This is a genomic window from Herbaspirillum rhizosphaerae (assembly GCF_001189965.1).
Taxonomy (GTDB): Bacteria; Pseudomonadota; Gammaproteobacteria; order Burkholderiales; family Burkholderiaceae_D; genus Herbaspirillum; species Herbaspirillum rhizosphaerae.
In genome coordinates this window covers 253,451-272,953 of record NZ_LFLU01000004.1, presented here as the reverse complement: position 1 = coordinate 272,953, position 19,503 = coordinate 253,451, and the positions used below count along the sequence as shown (strand labels likewise).

Annotated in this window: 21 protein-coding genes; 10 read left to right on the top strand and 11 right to left on the bottom strand. The window is 59.3% G+C overall.

Annotated elements, in window-relative coordinates; translation table 11 throughout:
* Positions 1-18: 18 nt before the first annotated feature.
* From AKL25_RS08515 to AKL25_RS24150, 5 genes are all read right to left on the bottom strand, one after another.
* The gene (locus AKL25_RS08515; protein WP_050477211.1) at positions 19-507 is read right to left on the bottom strand and encodes a peptidylprolyl isomerase; all 489 of its coding nucleotides are present in this window, start codon (positions 505-507) and stop codon (positions 19-21) included.
* A gap of 86 nt (positions 508-593) precedes the next feature.
* The gene (locus tag AKL25_RS08510; RefSeq protein ID WP_050477210.1) at positions 594-1,178 is read right to left on the bottom strand and encodes a peptidylprolyl isomerase; all 585 of its coding nucleotides are present in this window, start codon (positions 1,176-1,178) and stop codon (positions 594-596) included.
* Between the two features lie 109 nt (positions 1,179-1,287).
* Positions 1,288-2,544, bottom strand: a complete 1,257-nt coding sequence (locus tag AKL25_RS08505; RefSeq protein ID WP_050477209.1) for a L,D-transpeptidase family protein — start codon at positions 2,542-2,544, stop codon at positions 1,288-1,290.
* The gene (locus tag AKL25_RS08500; RefSeq protein WP_050477208.1) at positions 2,544-3,794 is read right to left on the bottom strand and encodes a L,D-transpeptidase Cds6 family protein; all 1,251 of its coding nucleotides are present in this window, start codon (positions 3,792-3,794) and stop codon (positions 2,544-2,546) included. The genes AKL25_RS08505 and AKL25_RS08500 overlap by 1 nt, the downstream gene beginning before the upstream one ends.
* 33 nt (positions 3,795-3,827) lie before the next feature.
* Complete coding sequence (locus AKL25_RS24150) at positions 3,828-3,998, bottom strand: hypothetical protein (protein ID WP_157050547.1); 171 nt, start codon at positions 3,996-3,998, stop codon at positions 3,828-3,830.
* Positions 3,999-4,000: 2 nt separating this feature from the next.
* On the opposite strand from AKL25_RS24150, the gene cysS reads away from it, so the two are divergent.
* The 4 genes from cysS to tilS all read left to right on the top strand — a co-directional run bounded on the left by cysS (position 4,001) and on the right by tilS (position 8,773).
* Positions 4,001-5,398, top strand: a complete 1,398-nt coding sequence (gene cysS / locus AKL25_RS08495) for a cysteine--tRNA ligase (protein WP_050477207.1) — start codon at positions 4,001-4,003, stop codon at positions 5,396-5,398.
* A gap of 5 nt (positions 5,399-5,403) precedes the next feature.
* Positions 5,404-6,048 carry a DNA-3-methyladenine glycosylase family protein gene (locus AKL25_RS08490; protein ID WP_050477206.1) on the top strand — a complete coding sequence of 215 codons (645 nt, stop codon included), beginning with the start codon at positions 5,404-5,406 and terminating at the stop codon, positions 6,046-6,048.
* A 112-nt stretch (positions 6,049-6,160) separates the two neighbouring features.
* Positions 6,161-7,141, top strand: a complete 981-nt coding sequence (locus AKL25_RS08485) for an acetyl-CoA carboxylase carboxyltransferase subunit alpha (RefSeq protein WP_050477205.1) — start codon at positions 6,161-6,163, stop codon at positions 7,139-7,141.
* Between the two features lie 198 nt (positions 7,142-7,339).
* A complete protein-coding gene (gene tilS, locus AKL25_RS08480; protein ID WP_050477204.1) occupies positions 7,340-8,773 on the top strand; it encodes a tRNA lysidine(34) synthetase TilS in 1,434 nt (477 codons plus the stop codon).
* A gap of 141 nt (positions 8,774-8,914) precedes the next feature.
* Here the strand turns inward: tilS and AKL25_RS08475 are convergent, their stop codons facing one another.
* The 3 genes from AKL25_RS08475 to AKL25_RS23695 form a co-directional block, all read right to left on the bottom strand.
* Positions 8,915-9,166: a hypothetical protein gene (locus AKL25_RS08475; protein WP_050477203.1), complete on the bottom strand. Its 252-nt coding sequence runs from the start codon at positions 9,164-9,166 to the stop codon at positions 8,915-8,917.
* A 78-nt stretch (positions 9,167-9,244) separates the two neighbouring features.
* A complete protein-coding gene (locus tag AKL25_RS08470; protein WP_338034475.1) occupies positions 9,245-9,604 on the bottom strand; it encodes a hypothetical protein in 360 nt (119 codons plus the stop codon).
* Positions 9,605-9,670: 66 nt separating this feature from the next.
* Positions 9,671-9,826, bottom strand: coding sequence for a DUF3096 domain-containing protein (locus AKL25_RS23695; protein ID WP_007877342.1), 156 nt, complete (start codon positions 9,824-9,826; stop codon positions 9,671-9,673).
* A gap of 152 nt (positions 9,827-9,978) precedes the next feature.
* On the opposite strand from AKL25_RS23695, the gene AKL25_RS08465 reads away from it, so the two are divergent.
* Positions 9,979-10,614, top strand: a complete 636-nt coding sequence (locus tag AKL25_RS08465) for a LysE family transporter (RefSeq protein ID WP_050477201.1) — start codon at positions 9,979-9,981, stop codon at positions 10,612-10,614.
* 139 nt (positions 10,615-10,753) lie between these two features.
* On the opposite strand, the gene AKL25_RS08460 is transcribed toward AKL25_RS08465, so the two are convergent.
* Positions 10,754-11,068, bottom strand: coding sequence for a PsiF family protein (locus tag AKL25_RS08460; protein WP_050477200.1), 315 nt, complete (start codon positions 11,066-11,068; stop codon positions 10,754-10,756).
* Positions 11,069-11,201: 133 nt separating this feature from the next.
* The gene (locus tag AKL25_RS08455; RefSeq protein ID WP_050477199.1) at positions 11,202-11,594 is read right to left on the bottom strand and encodes a lysozyme inhibitor LprI family protein; all 393 of its coding nucleotides are present in this window, start codon (positions 11,592-11,594) and stop codon (positions 11,202-11,204) included.
* A gap of 183 nt (positions 11,595-11,777) precedes the next feature.
* Here AKL25_RS08455 and AKL25_RS08450 point away from each other — a divergent pair, with 183 nt between their 5' ends.
* The 5 genes from AKL25_RS08450 (at position 11,778) to AKL25_RS08430 (ending at position 18,002) form a co-directional block, all read left to right on the top strand.
* Positions 11,778-12,134 (top strand): hypothetical protein, encoded by a 357-nt coding sequence (locus AKL25_RS08450; protein ID WP_050477198.1) that lies wholly within the window; start codon positions 11,778-11,780, stop codon positions 12,132-12,134.
* Positions 12,135-12,347: 213 nt separating this feature from the next.
* Positions 12,348-13,400: an NAD(P)-dependent alcohol dehydrogenase gene (locus AKL25_RS08445; RefSeq protein WP_050477197.1), complete on the top strand. Its 1,053-nt coding sequence runs from the start codon at positions 12,348-12,350 to the stop codon at positions 13,398-13,400.
* A gap of 141 nt (positions 13,401-13,541) precedes the next feature.
* Positions 13,542-16,043 carry an ABC transporter permease gene (locus tag AKL25_RS08440; RefSeq protein ID WP_050477303.1) on the top strand — a complete coding sequence of 834 codons (2,502 nt, stop codon included), beginning with the start codon at positions 13,542-13,544 and terminating at the stop codon, positions 16,041-16,043.
* 64 nt (positions 16,044-16,107) lie between these two features.
* Positions 16,108-16,509 carry a group II truncated hemoglobin gene (locus tag AKL25_RS08435; RefSeq protein ID WP_050477196.1) on the top strand — a complete coding sequence of 134 codons (402 nt, stop codon included), beginning with the start codon at positions 16,108-16,110 and terminating at the stop codon, positions 16,507-16,509.
* Between the two features lie 17 nt (positions 16,510-16,526).
* Positions 16,527-18,002 carry a DNA recombination protein RmuC gene (locus AKL25_RS08430; RefSeq protein WP_050477195.1) on the top strand — a complete coding sequence of 492 codons (1,476 nt, stop codon included), beginning with the start codon at positions 16,527-16,529 and terminating at the stop codon, positions 18,000-18,002.
* Positions 18,003-18,070: 68 nt separating this feature from the next.
* Here the strand turns inward: AKL25_RS08430 and AKL25_RS08425 are convergent, their stop codons facing one another.
* Complete coding sequence (locus AKL25_RS08425; RefSeq protein WP_050477194.1) at positions 18,071-19,495, bottom strand: coniferyl aldehyde dehydrogenase; 1,425 nt, start codon at positions 19,493-19,495, stop codon at positions 18,071-18,073.
* Between the last annotated feature and the right edge of the window lie 8 nt (positions 19,496-19,503).

Sequence of the window (19,503 nt, the reverse complement as noted above, 5' to 3'; positions counted from 1 at the left end):
GAAAGTGAAGGCGTCGGCTTAGACGACTTCGGCTTTTTCGATCACGACGTCTTCAACCGGCACGTCGGCGAACATGCCGGAGCGAGTGGTCTTGACGGCCTTGATCTTGTCGACGATATCCATGCCTTCGACGACCTTGCCGAATACGCAATAGCCCCAGCCGTCCTGGCCCGGGAAGTCGAGGAAGCTGTTGTTCTTGACGTTGATGAAGAACTGGGCCGATGCCGAATGCGGCGCCGAAGTACGGGCCATGGCCAGTGTGTACGGCTCGTTCTTGAGGCCGTTCTTGGCTTCGTTTTCAACCGGGTCGTTGGTTGGCTTTTGTTTCATGCCTGGCTCGAAACCGCCGCCTTGCACCATGAAGCCGTCGATCACGCGATGGAAAATGGTGCCGGTGTAGTGGCCGGAATTGACGTAGGCGAGGAAGTTTTCAACGGTCTTAGGCGCTTTTTCTGCGTCCAGTTCGACCTTGAAGTTGCCGTGGTTGGTGGTGAAGAGAACAGCCATGAGAATCCCTTTTGTGTAAATAATAAAAATGAAATGCCAAAAACAGGTGCAGACGCTTGCTTGAGTTTGCCTCGGCTTACTTCCGCTTATTTCAGCACAGTCGCCGACTGGATGACGACCGGCGTCACAGGCACATCGTCAAACATGCCGCTGCTACCGGTGCGAACCTGTTTGATCTTGTCGACCACCTCGGTGCCTTGCACTACCTTGCCGAATACTGCGTAGCCCCAGCCATCACGGCTCGGATAGTCGAGCGGACTATTGTTGGCGACGTTGATGAAGAATTGCGCTGCAGCGGATTGCGGGTCGGACGTGCGCGCCATGGCGATAGTATACGCCTCGTTTTTCAAACCGTTCTTGGCTTCGTTCTTGATCGGCGCCTGGGTCGGCTTTTCGCGCATGTTCTGGTCGAAGCCGCCGCCCTGGATCATGAAGCTGCCGATCACGCGGTGGAAGATGGTGCCGTTGTACTGGCCGCTCTTGACGTACTTGAGGAAGTTGGCGACGGTGATCGGCGCCTTGTCCGCATCCAGCTCGAGCACGATATCGCCCATGCTGGTTTTGAGCTGCACGCGCGGCGCATCGGCGGCGTGCGCCATCAGGGCGGCGCCGGACAGCGACAGGGCAGCGATGCATTGCAGCAGTTTGCGACGGGACAGGACTTGAATCATGGTGCTTCCTTGCTAAGTGAATGGGATGGAAAACGGTCTGGCTTGCCGTCAATGCGCGGATCGCTCCGGTGCTGCGACGATCCGCGATGACGAGTCCGGATAAGGCCGATCAGGCGGCGCCTTCGTAGACGATCTTCCATTGCGATCCCTCTTTTTGCCAGTACTGGCGCTTGCGGACCGCATTCTTGTTCTTGCCGACGGAAGTTTCCTGAATGAAGGTGCTGACGATCATTTCGTCCTTGCCCGGATAACGGTACAGGCTCAGATCACGCACTTTGACACTGGAAGGACGCGCGCCGTTCAGGCTTTTTTGCTGGCGGCCGAACCAGGTGCTCAGGCTTTCGCCGAGGTTGGAGCGGAAAGCCGGGGAGTAATTGGCCAACACCTTGTCGGCGTCAGAGGCTTCCATGTCTTGCTGCCACTGATCCATGAACTTGCTGGCGGAGCTGCGCTCCTTGTCCCATTCCGACTTGTTGACGAACTGCACGCCGTCGCTGATGACGACGACCGTCTTGCCGACTTCCGCCGTCGCATACAGGCTCTGCAGATCCGGGTTGGCCAGCACCACGCAGCCGTCGGACGACAGCGGCGGACGGCTGAAATTGTCGGATGGCGTGCCGTGCAGCCAGATGCCCGAGCCGCTGCGGCCGTTGCGCTTGTCCCATTCGTTCGGATAATTGAGCGGCAGGGCGCCGGTGCCGTAGAAATCAGGCAGCTTCGGGCCGGGGATGCGGGCGTTGACGTAGTACACGCCGATCGGTGTGCGCTGGTCGCCTTCACGCGACTTGTTGACGCCGTAGCGGCCCTGAGAAATGTAGTAGTCGGTCATGAACTTGAGCTGACCGCCCTGATTTTCGTAGACATACATGCGCGAGCGCGAGGTGTCGACCACCAGCACGTTCTTCTGGTCGTCGCCGACCTGCAAGACCGGCTTGGGAATCAGGCTGGGATTGGGACGCTCCTGCAGCGAGCGGATGCGCACCATGGCTTCGGCGCGCAGGTCCTTGAGCTTGTCTGCCGGCGCATCGGCGATGGCGCCGAAGCTTTTGACCGGGCGCACGTGCATCATCAGCAAGTCGCCGCGCACCAGATGGCCCAGGCGGAAATGCGGATAAGCCGCGACCAGCGCGTCGGCCTTGGCCTGCGCTTCCTGCAGGCGGTTGTTGCCGAGGTCTTTGTACACTTCGATCAGCAAGGCTTCCGGATCGGGCTTGCGCATCTCCGACTGCAAGGCTTGCGGCGGTATTGCCGAAGAGGAAGCAACGCTGCCTGCAACCGGCGTCAACGCCAGGCAAGCCAGAATCAACCGTACAAGGGCTGATGGCAAGGGCAGACCCTTGCCTTGATGTGCAGCGAAACGAACCATTACCCTCCCGAGCGCTCCTGTTTGATCAGCCACTTGTTGCCCTGTTTGACCAGGATCAGTGTCTTGCGGCTGTTTACTGTCAGACGGTTGGAATTATATATCTGACGGAAGCGGACGGTGGCGGTGTCGTTTTTAATCGTAACCTGCGGGACGTCGACCTTGACGCTGATATGGCCTTTTTCCTCGATACGGGCGCGGCGCTCGTCAGCCCATTCCTTGCGCGACTCGCCCTTGGGCGTCTGGAAATCGCCGGCGTATGCCGCCAGGTAGGACTTCACATCCATGTCGCTCCAGGCTTTGGCCCAGTTGTTGACGGCGCTGAGGACGACTGCCTTGTCCTTGTCGGCGCGCGCGGCTTCGGCGGCTTTTTCAGCCTTCTCTGCCGCTTTTTCGGCGGCCTTGTCCGCCTTGCCTGGTTTCTCAGCCTTGTCTGCGGGCTTTTCAGCCGGTTTTTCAACAGGCTTTTCGACCGGTTTCTCTACCGGTTTTTCAACCGGCTTCGGCTTTTCGACAGGTGCAGGCGCCGGCTTGGCCGGGGCGACAGGCTCAGGCTTTGGTTCCGGCTTCTTGACTTCCGGCGCCGGCGCGGGTGTCGGCGTAACAATCACAGGCGTTACCGGCGCCGCAGGCGTGGTGGCAGCCGGAGACTTGCTGCCGTTGGTATTGGCGCTCGCCAGCTTGGGAATGGTGCCGCCGGTGATATTGCCGGTCAGGGTGCGGACCAGCGTCAGTTTCGGCTGCGGCACATTGCTGCCGGGGTCGATCTGCAAGGCCTTGTCGTAGGCCTGGCTGGCCAGCTTGGCGTAGACGTCGCCGAGGTTCTCCAGCGCCGTGGCGTAGGTCGGATTGGTGTGAATCGCCATGTCCAGCGTGGCGCGCGCCTTGTCGTATTGACCATTGGCGGCGTACAGCACGGCCAGGTTGTTATACGGCTCAGGCAGGTCGGGGAAGTCTTCGGTCAGCTTGCTGAAGATGGCGATTGCTTCGGCGGACTTGTTCTGTTCTGCTAAGATCAGGCCTTTCACAAAGCGCATTTGCGCGTCGCGCGGGTGCTTTGCCAGAACGGCGTCGGTTTTTGCCAGGGCTTCGGGATACTGCCCGGTGCGGATGAGTTTGCTGATGTCCGAGACTTCGCTTGCTTGCGCCGAGTAGATTGCGGCGATCAAGCCGGATAGAATAACGGTCTTGCTCAAAATGCCACGCAATGCATTGCGATATGGGTGCGGAGATGCAAGAAGCATGGTTTTCATCAATGCTATACTCAAACGAAAAGACGCATTTTATCAAAGAAGCACTACAAAAAGGGTTTTGGCAATCGTGTTGTATTCATGTTGTTTACCGCTATAAAAGAATAAGCGCGGGCGCATTGAGCCGTGCTGGCAGACCGCGATCAGCGCCGTCACTTCAGCACGATGAAACACACTACGAATAACGCCGGAACCGATATCTCCCATCCATGAGCAATCTGAAAATCTATAACACGCTGGCGCGTGATAAGCAGGTCTTTTCCCCAATCGAACCAGGTAAGGTCCGTCTTTACGTGTGCGGCATGACGGTCTACGACTATTGTCATCTTGGCCACGCGCGCGTGATGGTGGTGTTCGACATGGTGCAGCGCTGGCTGCGTGCGAGCGGCTTTGACGTCACTTATGTACGCAACATCACCGATATCGATGACAAGATCATTCATCGCGCCATCGAAAACCGTGAAACCATCGGCCAACTGACCCAGCGTTTCATCGACGCCATGGATGAAGACTCGGCCGCGCTCGGCGTGCAAAGACCGGATCACGAACCGCGTGCTACGGCTTACGTGCCGCAGATGCTGGATTTGATTCAGAAATTGCAGAAGAACGGCCTGGCCTATCAGGGCAGCGACGGCGATGTGAATTATTCGGTACGCGATTTTCCGGGCTACGGAAAGCTGTCCGGCAAATCGTTGGACGACCTGCGCGCCGGCGAACGCGTCGACGTCAACACCGGCAAGCGCGATCCGCTCGATTTCGTGCTGTGGAAAGCCTCCAAGGAAGGCGAGCCCGCCGAAGTGAAATGGGACTCGCCCTGGGGCAAAGGGCGTCCGGGCTGGCATATCGAATGCTCGGCCATGGCCAACGACTTGCTGGGTGATCATTTTGACATCCACGGCGGCGGCCAGGACTTGCAATTCCCGCATCATGAGAACGAAATCGCCCAGTCGGAAGGCGCGCATCAGCACGGCTTCGTCAATTACTGGATGCACAATGGATTTGTGCGCGTCGACAATGAAAAAATGTCGAAATCGCTCGGCAATTTCTTTACCATCCGGGATGTGCTGAAAAAGTATGATCCTGAAGTGGTACGCTTTTTCATCCTGCGCGCGCACTACCGCAGTCCGCTGAATTATTCGGATGCGCATCTGGACGATGCGCGTGTGGCCTTAACCAGGTTTTACACGGCATTGAAAGATGTGGCCGTAGACGACGTGGCGACGGTGGACCACACTGAGGCGCACGCAGTGCGTTTTGCCGAGGCGATGAACGACGATTTCAATACGCCGGTCGCGATTGCGGTATTGTTCGATCTCGCCAATGAAGTCAACAAGACCAGGTCGCCTGCGCAGGCCCGGCAACTGAGAGCATTGGCCGGCGTCATCGGATTGTTGCAGCGTCCGGCGGACGATTTTCTGAAGGCCCGTATCGGCAGCGATGCCGACGGACTTTCCGAAGCGGAGATTGAAGAAAAGATCGCGGCGCGCGTCGCCGCCAAAAAAGCTAAGAATTTCGCCGAAGCAGATGGCATCCGTGCCGAACTCGCTGCGGCAGGCGTGATTCTCGAAGACAAACCAGGCGGTCTGACCGAATGGCGACGAGGCTGACAAGAATGACAAAAAACAATTCGGCTGATCAGGCGATCAGCGTACCGGCGTACTGGGAGGACGCCAAGGCCGAGCTGATGAAGCGCGACCGCATCATGCGCAAGCTGATTCCGCAGTTCGGGGACTTGCAGCTGACCGGCCGCGGCGATGCGTTTACCACGCTGGCGCGCTCCATCATCGGCCAGCAGATTTCCACCAAGACCGCGCAAGTGGTGTGGCAGCGTTTCCTGGAAGAATGTCCCAAATGTACGCCCTTGCAGGTTTTGAAGGCCGGCTCGGAGAATCTTGTCGCCTGCGGCCTGTCCAAACGCAAGGCGGAATACATTCTCGACCTCGCCAATCACTTCAAGGCCAAGACCGTCCATCCCGACAAATGGGCGGAGATGGAAGACGAAGACGTCATTGCCGAGATGCTGCAGATCCGCGGCCTGGGCCGCTGGACAGCCGAGATGTTTTTGATATTTAATCTGCTGCGACCGAATGTCCTGCCCCTGGACGATCCAGGATTGCTCAAGGGCATCAGCAACAGTTATTTTTCCGGCGAACCGGTGTCGCGCAGCGATGCGCGCGAAGTCGCCGCCAACTGGGAGCCGTGGCGCACTGTTGCCACCTGGTATCTGTGGCGCAGCCTGGATTCCGCTGCATCCTGAAGAATTAGCGAGGCGGGCGCCGCGATCGCCATCTTGACGATGCGGCAACGCGAATAGGGCGGCGAGGGCTGTTATACTCCCGCCTGTTCATGAAAATGAGTAAAGGAATACGATGAGCAAGTCGACAACGACATTTCTGGGTTTCGAGCAGGCAATCGCCGAGCTGGACGCCAAAATCGAGGAGTTGCGTTTTGTGCAAGACGACTCGGCAGTCGATATCTCGGAAGAGATCGAGCGCCTGGTCAAAAAGAGCCAGCAACTGACCAAAGATATCTACGCCAAGCTGACCCCATGGCAAGTGTCGCAAATCGCGCGTCATCCGCAACGTCCTTACACCATGGACTACGTGAATGAAATCTTTACCGACTTCCACGAGTTGCACGGCGATCGCACTTACGCCGACGACTTGTCGATCGTCGGCGGTCTGGCGCGTTTCAACGGCCAGGCCTGCATGGTGATCGGTCACCAAAAGGGACGCGATACCAAAGAGCGCGCCATGCGCAATTTCGGCATGCCGAAACCGGAAGGCTATCGTAAGGCTATGCGCCTGATGAAAGTCGCCGAAAAATTCAATCTGCCTATTTTCACCTTTGTCGATACGCCGGGCGCGTTCCCGGGCATTGATGCGGAAGAGCGCGGCCAATCCGAAGCGATCGGCCACAATCTGTACGTCATGGCAGAACTGAAAGTCCCGCTGATCGCCACCATCATCGGTGAAGGCGGTTCCGGCGGCGCGTTGGCGATTGCCGTCGGCGACTCGGTCCTGATGCTGCAATACGCAACGTATTCGGTGATCTCGCCTGAAGGTTGCGCATCGATTCTGTGGAAGACGGCCGATCGCGCCTCCGACGCAGCCGAAGCGCTGGGCCTGACCGCGCATCGTCTGAAGGCCATGGGCCTGATCGACAAGATCGTCAACGAACCACTGGGCGGCGCGCATCGTGATCCGAAGCAGATGGCGTCGCTGCTCAAGCGCGCGCTGGCCGACACGCTGCGTCAGTTCCAGGGCGTCAAGACCAAGGAACTGATGGCGGCTCGCCATGAAAAGCTGATGAGCTACGGTAAGTTCAAGGAATTGAATACGCAAGAGTAAGACGCGTATGGCCATGCGTTTGCTGAAGCAGATAACACCGCTTCAGCAAACGCAGCAGGCACAGTCATAATCCGCATGGCGGCATAAACCCTGGTTTGTGCCGCCATTGCAGTTTTTAAGCAGTATGAATCTGCCGGCGGGGTATTGATCGCTGCGCTTGCAGCTTCCTTCCATCTTCCGTTTGCACGAAAGCTCCACATGTCTGCCTCCTCCGGCGCCAAGATCACCCTCGGACAAGAACTGACGCAAGCATTGCAGGCGCTGGCTTCGGCTGGTAATAACCACTCCGTTTTTTCAGCAAAGTTTGCTGCGATCGCCATTGCCTATAGCGGCGGACTCGATTCCAGCGTGCTGCTGCATCTCGCCGCCGCCTTTGCGCGCGAGCAGAACGTGCGCCTGTTTGCGTTTCATATTCATCACGGCATCAGCGTCAACGCCGACAGCTGGCAGGAACACTGCCGCCGACAATGCGAACAGGCCGGCGCCGTTTTCGACACACGCAATATCGCGCTCAAGAATCTCGACAAGAGCGGTGTCGAAGAGGCCGCCCGCATCGGCCGCTATCACGCGCTCGGCGAACTGTGCCGCGTGCACGGCGTGACCTTGCTGCTGACGGCGCACCATCAGGACGATCAGGCGGAAACCATTTTGCTGCAGCTGTTGCGCGGCTCCGGCGTGGCGGGCATGTCCGGCATGGATCAGGCCAACGCTGCGGCGAACTTGCTCGGCAATGATCAACTGCTGCTGGCGCGACCGCTGCTCAATGCGTCGCGGGCGCAGCTGGAACAATACGCTGAGGCGCAGTCGTTGCCTTTCGTCGATGATGAGTCGAATAACGACACGCGCTATGTCCGCAACGTGTTGCGGCATCGGATCATGCCGACGCTGGCTGAACTCTTTCCCGGTTTCCAGGAGCGTTTCACGCGTTCGGCCAGTCATGCGCAATCGGCGCAACGTTTGCTGGTGACGCTGGCACAGCAAGATCTGGCGGCATGCCTGGACGGCGAATACCTGAGCGTGCCGGCCTTGCGCCAGCTCGATATCGACCGGATCGACAACCTCTTGCGGCACTGGTTTTCCCTGCGCAATTTGCGCATGCCGTCGTCGGCATGGCTGCTGGAATTGCGCACGCAATTGCTGGAAGCGAAGTCCGATGCGCAATTGTGCGTCACGCATCCTGATTGCCATATCCGGCGTTACCGCGATCGCGTCTTTCTGACGCCGCGGCGTCCGGCTTTCGACCAGAATGCGGAGCCGCTGGAGTTTGTCTGGCGCGGCGAGCCGAAACTGCATTTCCCGCAATTTGGCGGCAGCTTGTTTTTCGATACGGCCGATGTGGGGTTCAACGCCGTGTGGTTGCGCGAGCAGCACTTGTCCGTGCGTCTGCGCAGCGGCGGCGAACGCGTCAAGCTGGCCTGGAATCGTCCGACCAAGAGCGTCAAGTATCACTACCAGGCGATGGATATCCCGGCGTGGGAGCGACCCTACTTGCCGATGGTGTTTGCCGGTGAGCAGATTCTGTATGCAGCGGGCATCGGCATGGATTGCCATGCACAGCGCGAAACGCCAGCCGGAGAGAGTGCGGCCCGGGATGCACGCATCGCCTTGCGATGGCAGGCGGATCTGAGCTGATATCGCAGCGCCGGATGCGCGCAAAGAGCAGGCGACTGCAGACAACAAAACGGCTTGCCATGTTCAGTGGCAAGCCGTTTTGTTTTTACTCCCTGAGCTTTTACTTCACCGCATGCATGCCGCGATGATTCTTACTCTGGCTTACTTGGCCTTGGCAGGAGCAGCATCAGTTGCCGGCTTGGCGGCCGGCGCTTCTGCGGCTTTTTCCTTCTTGGCAGCGTGTTTCACTTTCTTGTGCTTGGCGGCAGTTTCAGCCTTCGGTGCAGCGGTTGCCGCTGCAGGCGCTGTCTTTGCGGCCGGTGCTGCCGGCGCAGCAGGTGCGCCGGTTTGGGCAAACACTGGCAGAGCCAAAGCGGAGAGCAGAGTTGCAACGATGATGGATGTCGATTTCATGGTGGTTTTCCTTTAATAAGTTTCTTGGTTCTGGCTGTTACTTCAGCTCATGCGTGTTTGTTTGAAACGGACCTGCGCTTACTTGGTCTTGGCTGGAGCAGCTTCGGTTGCCGACGTTGTCGCTGGCTTGGCGGCTGTCGTTGCAGCGGCCTTGGCCTTCTTTGCAGTGTGCTTTGCCTTGGTGTGCTTGGCAGTCGCCTTTGGCGCTGCGGTTGCAGCAGCAGGCGTGGTCGCTGCAGGAGCGCCGGTTTGAGCGAACACTGGCAGTGTCAGAGCGGAGAACAGAGCAGCAACGATGATGGATTTCGAGTTCATGGCAATTTTCCTTAAAGAGAAGTTTTTCAGTCTCGGCGTTTGCTTTGCTTGATCAGCTTGTTTGCTGCGCCTTACTTCCATTAACGAGCCTGCCACCGAAGCGACGACGTCAAAGTGTTTCAAAAGATGTCATATTTGTAAGCGTCTGTTGCTGTCGTTTTTCACCGCTCATTTGTCACGCGACACGCATTATGAGAACGGCCAGCCGTGCGAGCCGAACAAGCCGACCAGACCGATCACAATCAGATAAATAGCGATGATGAAGTTCAGCAGGCGCGGCATCACCAGGATCAGAATGCCGGCAATCAGCGCTACCAGCGGGCCGAAGGAAAGATGGATGTTCATGTCGTACTCCTTATTAATTTATTTTCAAATGGAACAACGATATCCGTCTGATGACAATCGGGCCGCGGAGTTCAGATCGGCTAAGCAGGGGCTTAGCGAATTACTGCAGCAGTCCTTATAATGCTGGTCTGATTATTTGCTGAAAGTAGGGCATGGCTTTTCAAACGTGGTTTGCATTTTTTCTGGCGGCTTGCCTGATTGCTATCTCTCCCGGTTCGGGCGCGGTCTTGTCAATGAGTCATGGATTGAATTACGGCGTGCGCAGAACCAGCGCCACGATTCTCGGTCTGGAAATTGCACTGGTGCTGATCCTCGTGATCGCCGGCGCCGGCGTCGGCTCGCTGCTGGTGGCATCGGAAGCCGCTTTCAACACCATCAAGATTCTCGGTGCGGCCTATCTGATTTATCTCGGCTGGTCGCAATGGCGTGCACCGGTGCATATCGACGAAAAGCAAGCGGTGCGCCCCGTGGTCGCCACGGCCTGGTGGCAGCGCGCCATGACCGGTTTCCTGACCAACGCCACGAATCCGAAAGGCATCGTTTTCATGGTCGCGGTGTTGCCGCAGTTCATCAATCATGACCAGCCGCTGTGGCTGCAACTGCTTCTGATGGCGATCACCATGGTGGCGGTGGATCTGGTGGTGATGCACGGCTACGCGTTTGCCGCGAGCCGCATGCAGCGTTTCTTCCGCGATGCCAAGGCGGTCAAGGTGCAGAATCGCTTTTTCGGCGGCGTGCTGATGCTGGTGGGCGCAGGTTTGTTCTTCTTCAAGCGCAGCCAGTCCTGACTTGTAATGGCGCGCCGGTCATAGCGGCCGCGAACAAAAAAAGCCCGTATCAGACAGCGTCTGATACGGGCTTTTTGTTGTACGCCCGGCAGGCGGGCGCAGATGCAGCAGAAATACGTACTGAACTACTTGTAACGTATTACTTGTCTTTCTTCAGGCATTCTTTCATGAAGGCTTTGCGGTCATCGCCTTTCTTGCCGGTGGCGTCCTTGTTGCAGCTCTTCATCTTGTCTTGTTGCGTCATTGGCGCGGCTGGCGCAGCAGGCTTGTTGGACAAGCAATCTTTCATGAAAGCTTTACGTTCATCGCCTTTTTTGCCGGTGGCGTCCTTGTTACAGGTTGTCATCTTGCTTTGCTGGGCCGTCTCTGCCATGGCGACAGGGCTGAGCATCAGGGCGGGAAGGACGATAGTGACGGCGGCGATGGCGGCGATGGCGGCGAGCAGCTTTTTCATGGGTTTCTCCAATAAGGGATAACGTGGTTGGTGCGATTCTGATACCGTGTTCTGCGCTTTGAGGCATTACAGCATGCAATGTATTGCCAGCCTATGAACGTTTGCCAAACCGCCCGCGTTGACAGCCCCGGGATCAGCGTGGGCAAGCGATGTCGCCTTCGGGGCAGGACGACAGCGCTTTCAGCTCCTGGGTGCGTTCCTGGGTCTTCTGGGTCAGGCAGGATTGCAGCGCCATGCCGTGCGCCGAGCCGCCGGTGCCGGAACTGGCATACTTGCAGGCAAGGTCGCGGTACTTGATCCACGCCAGCTGGACGTCGCGGATCTGGTTTTGCTGGGCCTTGTTGAGGCGATTGCGGTAGTCGATGTAGGTCTGGTTCAGTTCGGCATCGGCTTTGTTGAGCGCTTGCGAGCTGCATGCATCCATATTGCTTTGCGTCGTGGCCTTGTCGCAATCGAGTGCGTGGGCGGCGATGCTCAGTGTCGATAGCGATAGCAGGGCGGCAATGCGCCATAGAGATAATTTCATTTCTTTCCTCAACTTTGACTGGTGATGAGTGTCTACCCGATGGGCGACATTGGCAAGTGGTCTGCCTGCCGCAACGGGTAAATGTACGGATGGGGCCGGCTGGCGCCAGCGGCGCTTGTGCGACGCGGCAGGTTCTTAGAAGGTGCCTGCTGTATTGAGTTCAATCAAAGATGGAGTCGAGGAATGCCAATCAACTGGATCGCAGCGCTCAAACTGATACCGTGGTCGGATGTCGTGCAGGCGACGCCGACGGTAGTCCAGGGCGCCAAGGATTTGTGGTCGCGCACCAAGAAGTCGAAGGCCAAGGCCGTGCGCGCCGAGGAAGAAAATCAGGCCGAAGCCGGCAGCCCTGCGCATCTGGCGCAACGCATCGCGCAGCTGGAGTCCGAGCAGCTGGAAGCGTCCGCCCTGATCAATACGCTGGCGGAACAAAACGCGCAACTGGTCGCCGCATTGGATAATCTGCGGACGCGGATGAAGATGCTGTATGCCGCCTGCGTGCTGCTGGCGCTGGGCGGCGTCGCGCTGTGGCTGCGTTAGTTGACGCGGTACTCGCCGGCAAGGATTCTTCAACGGGATTACCATAGCCTGGCATTGTCATCCGCATCATCACATCAACCTTGATCACCGTCGCTGTTTCTCCTCCGGCAGCAGACTCCGGAAGCAAGTCCCGCTTTCCGGAAATTGCGGCAGCGCTGCCGCTGCCATACTGTGCATTTCTCTCCCAGGCCTCCCGAACAGAAAGGATTCATCATGTTGACATCCCTTGGTTATGCAGCAAAAACCGCAGAGTCCGCACTCGCGCCTTACACGTTTGAACGCCGCGATCCCGGCGCGCACGATGTGCAAATCGAGATCATGTATTGCGGCGTGTGCCACTCCGATCTCCACACTGCGCGCAACGAGTGGCACAGCACGGTCTATCCGGTCGTGCCCGGCCACGAAATCATCGGCCGCGTCACCAGGATCGGTTCCCACGTCAAGCAATTCAAGGAAGGGCAGGTGGTCGGCGTCGGCTGTATGGTCGACTCTTGCCAATCCTGCGCCAGCTGCGCCGAAGGGCTGGAGCAGTATTGCGAGAACGGTTTCACCGGCACCTACAACGCCGAAGAAAAACACATCGGCGGCGTGACCTACGGCGGTTATGCCAACAACATCGTGGTCAGCGAAAAATTCGTGCTGCATGTTTCCGGAAAACTTGATCCTGCAGCCGTCGCGCCTTTGTTGTGCGCCGGCATCACCACCTATTCGCCGCTGCGTCACTGGAAGGTCGGCAAAGGCCACAAGGTCGGCATCGTCGGGCTTGGCGGTCTCGGCCACATGGGCGTCAAGATCGCCCACGCCATGGGCGCGCATGTGGTGCTCTTCACGACATCGCCGGGCAAGGCTGCGGACGCGCTGAAACTCGGCGCCGATGAAGTCGTGATCTCCAAAGACGCCGAGCAGATGGCGCAGCATCTGAACAGCTTCGATTTCATCCTCAACACCGTGGCGGCGCCGCACGACCTGGACGCTTTCATGGTGCTGCTCAAGCGCGACGGCACCATGACCCTGGTCGGCGTGCCGGAACTGCCGCATCCTTCGCCATCGGTCGGCAACCTGATCTTCAAGCGCCGTCATCTGGCCGGCTCGCTCATCGGCGGCATCAAGGAGACGCAGGAGATGCTGGATTTCTGCGCCGAACATGACATCACCTCGGAGATCGAAATGATCAAGATCCAGGACATTAACATCGCCTATGAGCGTATGCTCAAAAGCGACGTCAAGTATCGTTTCGTGATCGACATGGCATCGCTGGCGGCCTGATGCGCGTACGTTTCAACTGAAACGGGATGGCGCTGCCGTGCTGCCACGTGCGGCATGCGCTATCCTGTCGGCAGGTTTGCTTTTCGCGTGATTTTGAGTTTTTCCATTTTCGTTTTTTATTTTCCTCCCGCCAGGATCTGCATGTTCTCTTTATCGTTGCGTATGACGCGCCGTGACTGGCGCGCCGGCGAGTTGCGTTTCCTCCTGATCGCCCTGATCGTCGCCGTCGCGGCCTTGTCTTCGGTCGGTTTTTTTGTCGATCGCATGCGCGCGGGACTGGTCCGGGATGCGCATCAGCTGCTGGGCGCCGACTTGCTGGTCGGTGCGGATCAGCCCTTGCGTCCCGAGTGGCAGGACAAGGCGGCGCAGTCCCATCTGCACATGGCGCAGACTGTTGTTTTCCCCAGCATGGCGATTGCGGGCGAGGGCGACACGGCGCGCTCCATCCTGTCGTCGATCAAGGCCGTCTCCGATGCTTACCCTTTGCGGGGGCAGCTCAAGCTCGCCGACGCAGCCGGCGCTGCAGACCGTGTCGCTGACGGCGTGCCGCCGGCAGGCAGCGTCTGGGTCGATCCGAATATTCTCTCCGCGCTGCAGGTCAAGGTGGGCGATACGCTCAAGCTGGGCGACAAATCATTTCGCATCGCGGCCGTCATCGCCGTCGAGCCGGATCGCGGCAGCGCCTTCGTCAACTTCGCGCCGCGCGTGATGCTGGCTATGCCCGATCTCGCCGCAACCGGGCTGGTGCAATACGGATCGCGCGTCACCTATCGTCTGCTGCTGTCCGGTGCGCCGGCGCAGGTGCAGGCGTATCAGCAATGGCTGCAAAAGACCATCGACGACGGCAACATCAAAGGCGTACGTATTGAATCGCTGGAATCGGGCCGTCCTGAAATGCGCGCCACGCTCGATCGCGCAGAGCAATTCCTCTCGCTGGTCGGCTTGCTGTCGGCGTTGCTGGCGGCGGTTGCGGTGGCGATGGCGGCGCGCCGCTTCATGCTGCGCCATCTGGATGCCTGCGCCATGCTGCGCTGTTTCGGCATGACGCAAAACCAGGTCACGCTGATGTACCTGCAAGAGTTCGTCCTGGTCGGTCTGGCCGGCAGCGCATTGGGCGTGATGCTCGGTTTCGCCGCGCACTTTGTCTTGCTGGAATGGCTGGGACGTTTCATGCCGCCAGCCTTGCCGCCCGCCAGCTGGTGGCCGGCGGTACAGGGGATCGCCATCGGTTTGCTGCTGCTGGTCGGCTTCGCCTTGCCGCCGCTTTTGCAACTGCGCAACGTGCCGCACAATCGCGTCATCCGGCGTGAGTCGTCGGCGCCCAAAGCCATGAGTATTGCGACCTACATCCTGGGTGTGGTTGTCTTCACCGGTTTGCTGCTGTGGCAGGCGGGCGACGTCAAACTGGGGGCCATGACGGCGGCCGGTTTCCTGGGCGGCTTTGCCTTGTTTGCACTGATCGCGTGGGCTTGTCTCAAGAGCGTGCAGTCGCTGCGCGGCCTGTTCGACAACCAGAGCTGGCGCTTTGCGATTGACGGCCTGCAACGCCGTCCGGGCGCCACCACCATGCAGATCGTCGCATTGGGATTGGGTTTGATGGCGCTCCTGCTGCTTACTGTGATCCGCGGCGACCTGATCGGCGCATGGCGCCAGTCGACGCCGGCCGATGCGCCGAATCGCTTTGTCATCAACATCCAGCCCGACCAGAAAGATGTGGTTCAGCAAAAGCTGATGCAGGAAGGCTTGCAGAAGGTGCAGTTGTATCCCATGATCCGCGGACGCCTGGTGCAGATCAACGGCAAGCCGGTGACCAACGACAGCTATCAGGAAGACCGCGCCAGGCGTCTGGTGGATCGCGAATTCAATCTCTCGACCATGCGCGACGTGCCGGCGCAAAACACCATCGTCGGCGGCAAATGGTATGACGACAGCAAGCCCGAAGCCTCAGTGGAAGAAGGCCTGGCCAAGACGCTCAAGCTGAAGCTGGGCGATCAGTTGCAGTTCGACATTGCCGGCCAGCTGGCGACCGTGCCGATCACCAGCATTCGCAAACTGGAATGGGGCTCGCTGCGCGTCAATTTCTTCGTGATCATCAATCCGGCGGCGATGAAAGACATGCCGCAGACCTGGATCACCGCGTTCCATCTGCCGGATGCCAAGGCCGGCCTCGGCAATGTGCTCACGCGCGATTATCCGAACCTGACGGTGGTCGATATCGGCAGCGTGCTCAAGCAGATTCAGGACATCGTCGATCAGGTGATTGCCGCAGTGGAATTCCTGTTTCTGTTCACGCTCACCGCCGGCGTGCTGGTCTTGTACGCCGCACTGGTCGGCACGCAGGATGAGCGGGTGCGCGAGGCCGGTTTGCTGCGGGCGCTGGGCGCAACGCGCAAGGAGTTGGCGAGGGCGCAGCGCATCGAGGTCATGCTGATCGGCAGCGTGGCCGGTTTGCTGGCTTCCAGCGGCGCCGCCGGCATCGGCTGGGCGCTGGCGCATTATGTGTTCGACTTCGAATGGAGTTTCAGCCCCTGGCTGTGGGTTGCCGGCGGCGCGATCGGGATTGCCTGCGCGGTGTTCGGCGGCTGGGCCGGATTGCGTAGCGTTCTGGCAAGACCGCCGCTGCAGACCTTGCGCGAAGCATAAATATCGCCCGCAAAGACCGGGCTGAACGGGCGGCCGGACGGCAGCTGCGCTATCATCTCGGTCTATGCAAATCGAAGACCCCAATCAACCGACTGTCTATGACATGATCGGCGGCGCGGACAAGCTGCGCGAAATGGTGGATCGTTTTTACGATCTGATGGACCTTGAGCCGGAATTCGCCGGCATCCGCGCGCTGCACCCACCTTCGCTGGACGGTTCGCGCGACAAGACCTACTGGTTTTTGTCCGGCTGGAGCGGCGGCCCCAATCTGTATATCGAGCGTTTCGGCCATCCTTTCCTGCGGGCGCGCCATCTGCCGTTCGCCATCGGCATTTCCGAACGCGATCAATGGCTGCGCTGCATGGCCTGGGCGATGGAAGATACCGGCCTCGACGAAACTTTGCGCACCAGGCTGATGGAATCTTTCTTCCAGACAGCGGATTGGATGCGCAACAAGCCTGAATGAATCAATAACACGACAACATGACACAAACTGAACTCATCCTCATTGCCCTCGTTGCCGTCGGCATCGTGCTGCAAGTGCTGATCCTGATGCGCAGCCGTGGCGGCATCGACATCGCCACGCCGTTACAGCAGATGAAGAGCGAACTGCAACGCCATCAGCAAGACCTGGCCGAACGCAGCGAGCGCGAATTGCGCGAGCAGATGCAGAGCAATGCGCAGAACACACGCCAGGAACTCGGCAGCAATTTCGGCCAGCTGCAACAGACGCTGGCGGCGCAGATGACCAGCGTGGCGACCTTGCAGAACAACCAGATCGACAGCTTCGCGCAGCAACTGGTCAAGCTCAACGAGACCAACGCCCAGCAACTCGACGGCATACGCCAGACCATGAACCTGCAGGCGCAAGCCAGCCGCGAAGAACAGGCGGCGTCGCTCAAGCGTTTCGGCGACACGCTCAACCAGACCTTGTCCACGCTGACCGAATCCAATGCGCAGCGCATGGCGGAAGTGCGCGCCACATTGGAAGCCAAGATCAAAGACCTGCAACTCGACAACGGCAATCGCCTGGAAGAGATGCGCAAGACCGTCGACGAGAAACTGCACGCGACATTGGAGCAGCGTCTGGGTGAGTCCTTCAAGCTGGTGTCAGACCGTCTCGACAAGGTGCATCAGGGGCTGGGCGAGATGCAGCAGCTGGCCATCGGCGTGGGCGACCTGAAGCGCGTGCTGACCAACGTCAAGACGCGCGGCACCTGGGGGGAAGTCCAGCTGGAAATGCTGCTGGAACAGATGCTCACGCCCGACCAGTACGCCAAGAACGTCGAGACCGTACCCAACACCGGCGAGCGCGTCGAATTTGCGATCAAGCTGCCCGGCAACGATGACGGCGGCACGCCGGTATGGATGCCGATCGACGCCAAGTTCCCGAAAGAACAATACGAACGCCTGGCGGAGGCTGCCGACCGCGCCGATGCCGAAGGCGTGGCGCAGGCCGGGCGCGAGCTGGAACGCGCAGTGCGCGGCGAAGCCAAGACCATCGCCGAAAAATACCTGTCGCCGCCGCTCACCACCGACTTCGCGATTCTGTTCCTGCCGACCGAAGGCTTGTACGCCGAAGTCATGCGTCGTCCCGGTTTGTCGGATGACTTGCAGCGCACCCATCGCGTCAGCATCGCCGGGCCGTCGACCTTGTCTGCCTTGCTGAACAGCCTGCAAATGGGTTTCCGCACACTGGCGCTGGAGAAGCGTTCGTCGGAAGTGTGGCAGGTGCTGGGCGCGGTGAAGACCGAGTTCACCAAGTTCGGCGATGTGCTGGCAGCGACCAAGAGCACGCTGGAACGCGCAGCCAAGAACATCGAGCAAGCAGAAACGCGTACTCGTCAGATGTCGCGCAAACTGAAGTCGGTGGAGGCATTGCCGAGCGATACCGCGCAGAAGTTGCTGGGTACGGCAGAGCCGGAAGCCGACGGCGACGGCCAGAGCGAATTGCTGTAACTACAATCTGTCGTCCCGGCGAAGGCTGGGATCCAGTGTCCTATAGGTCTTATGAGACCGACAAAGACTCAGCGAATCAACAACTTCATCAACAGCGCAAACGCCTTGCCGTAAGGCGGACTGAACAGCCGCATGGCATTGAGGCGGCTTTGCCTGAATACCGGCTTCATGTGCGAAAAACGCCGGAAGCCTTCTTCCCCATGATACGCACCGATGCCCGACGCGCCGACGCCGCCGAAGGGCAGGTCTTCCTGCGCGATATGCAGCAGCGTGTCGTTGACGGTAACGCCGCCGGAGACGGTCTGTTGCAGCACCCGGTCGACGATGCGTTCATCCTGATCGAACACATACAGCGCCAGCGGACGCGGCCCGGCGTTGACGGTCGCGATGGCGTCGCCGATTTTTTCATACGTGACCAGTAGCAGCAGCGGGCCGAAAATTTCTTCCTGCATGATGCGCGCCTCGGCTGTGGCCTGCGTCACCACAAGCGGCGGCAGCAGGCGCGTCGATGCGTGCGGCGCGCGCCGGCTCAGCGGAGTCAGTAGCGCGCCGCGTTGCTGGGCATCGCTGCACAGCAATGCCAGCCGTTCATAGTGGCGCTGATTGACGATGCTGGTGTAATCGTCGGTCGGCAGGCGCTCGTCATTGAGGGATGGATAGAACCGGGCCACGACGTCGCGGGCGCATTCGATGAAGGCCTGTTCGCGTCCTTGCGGCAGCAGCACGTAATCGGGCGCAATACAGGTCTGGCCGGCGTTCAGCAACTTGCCGCTGATGATGCGCGTAACCGCATGGCGGAAGTCGGCGGACGGCCCGATGATGGCGGGCGACTTGCCACCCAGCTCCAATGTCACCGGCGTCAGATTGGCGCTGGCGGCGCGCATGACTTCGCGGCCGACTGCGGTCGAACCGGTAAAGACCAGATGGTCGAAAGGCAGGGCGCAGAATTCCTGCGCCAGTGCGACGTTGCCGTTGCCTCCACCGGCGTCGCCATGAATGACGGCGATTTCATCGTCCGAAAAAGATTGCCGGATCAACTGATCGAACAGCGCGCCGAATGCCGGGGTGTGTTCGGACAGCTTGATCATGGCCAGGTTGCCGGCTGCGAGTACAGCGCTGAGCGGACCGATGGTCAACAGCAGCGGATAATTCCAGGGCGTGATGATGCCGACCACGCCGAGAGGCTGCGGCAGCAAGACGTTGCGCGCGGGCTGGTACCAGACAGACGTGCGGCGCGACTGCGGCTGCATCCAGATATGGCCATGCGCCAACGCGTGATCGATGGCCTGCAGGCTGGTGAAGACTTCCAGGAATTGGGTTTCGTGCTGTGAACGGTTACCGAAGTCATGGCTGATGGCGGTCGCGATGTCGTGCTGGTGGCGGATCAGCAAATGGCGCAGGCGCTGCAATCTGTCGCGGCGCAATTCCCACGAGACCAGCGGTTCGGCACGCGCATGGTCATGCAGTTGGCGAAAGCGCAGGAGCAGCGACATCGCCGTGC

What these genes read in the sequence shown, in the direction of transcription:
- AKL25_RS08505 (WP_050477209.1), bottom strand. Translation starts at nt 2,544, where the DNA reads ATGGTTCGTTTCGCTGCACATCAAGGCAAGGGTCTGCCCTTGCCATCA.
- cysS (WP_050477207.1), top strand. Translation starts at nt 4,001, where the DNA reads ATGAGCAATCTGAAAATCTATAACACGCTGGCGCGTGATAAGCAGGTC.
- tilS (WP_050477204.1), top strand. Translation starts at nt 7,340, where the DNA reads ATGTCTGCCTCCTCCGGCGCCAAGATCACCCTCGGACAAGAACTGACG.
- AKL25_RS08460 (WP_050477200.1), bottom strand. Translation starts at nt 11,068, where the DNA reads ATGAAAAAGCTGCTCGCCGCCATCGCCGCCATCGCCGCCGTCACTATC.
- AKL25_RS08425 (WP_050477194.1), bottom strand. Translation starts at nt 19,495, where the DNA reads ATGTCGCTGCTCCTGCGCTTTCGCCAACTGCATGACCATGCGCGTGCC.
- AKL25_RS08475 (WP_050477203.1), bottom strand. Translation starts at nt 9,166, where the DNA reads ATGAAATCGACATCCATCATCGTTGCAACTCTGCTCTCCGCTTTGGCT.
- AKL25_RS08455 (WP_050477199.1), bottom strand. Translation starts at nt 11,594, where the DNA reads ATGAAATTATCTCTATGGCGCATTGCCGCCCTGCTATCGCTATCGACA.
- AKL25_RS08500 (WP_050477208.1), bottom strand. Translation starts at nt 3,794, where the DNA reads ATGAAAACCATGCTTCTTGCATCTCCGCACCCATATCGCAATGCATTG.
- AKL25_RS08430 (WP_050477195.1), top strand. Translation starts at nt 16,527, where the DNA reads ATGACACAAACTGAACTCATCCTCATTGCCCTCGTTGCCGTCGGCATC.
- AKL25_RS08450 (WP_050477198.1), top strand. Translation starts at nt 11,778, where the DNA reads ATGCCAATCAACTGGATCGCAGCGCTCAAACTGATACCGTGGTCGGAT.
- AKL25_RS23695 (WP_007877342.1), bottom strand. Translation starts at nt 9,826, where the DNA reads ATGAACATCCATCTTTCCTTCGGCCCGCTGGTAGCGCTGATTGCCGGC.
- AKL25_RS08445 (WP_050477197.1), top strand. Translation starts at nt 12,348, where the DNA reads ATGTTGACATCCCTTGGTTATGCAGCAAAAACCGCAGAGTCCGCACTC.
- AKL25_RS24150 (WP_157050547.1), bottom strand. Translation starts at nt 3,998, where the DNA reads ATGGGAGATATCGGTTCCGGCGTTATTCGTAGTGTGTTTCATCGTGCT.
- AKL25_RS08465 (WP_050477201.1), top strand. Translation starts at nt 9,979, where the DNA reads ATGGCTTTTCAAACGTGGTTTGCATTTTTTCTGGCGGCTTGCCTGATT.
- AKL25_RS08435 (WP_050477196.1), top strand. Translation starts at nt 16,108, where the DNA reads ATGCAAATCGAAGACCCCAATCAACCGACTGTCTATGACATGATCGGC.
- AKL25_RS08490 (WP_050477206.1), top strand. Translation starts at nt 5,404, where the DNA reads ATGACAAAAAACAATTCGGCTGATCAGGCGATCAGCGTACCGGCGTAC.
- AKL25_RS08510 (WP_050477210.1), bottom strand. Translation starts at nt 1,178, where the DNA reads ATGATTCAAGTCCTGTCCCGTCGCAAACTGCTGCAATGCATCGCTGCC.
- AKL25_RS08515 (WP_050477211.1), bottom strand. Translation starts at nt 507, where the DNA reads ATGGCTGTTCTCTTCACCACCAACCACGGCAACTTCAAGGTCGAACTG.
- AKL25_RS08485 (WP_050477205.1), top strand. Translation starts at nt 6,161, where the DNA reads ATGAGCAAGTCGACAACGACATTTCTGGGTTTCGAGCAGGCAATCGCC.
- AKL25_RS08440 (WP_050477303.1), top strand. Translation starts at nt 13,542, where the DNA reads ATGTTCTCTTTATCGTTGCGTATGACGCGCCGTGACTGGCGCGCCGGC.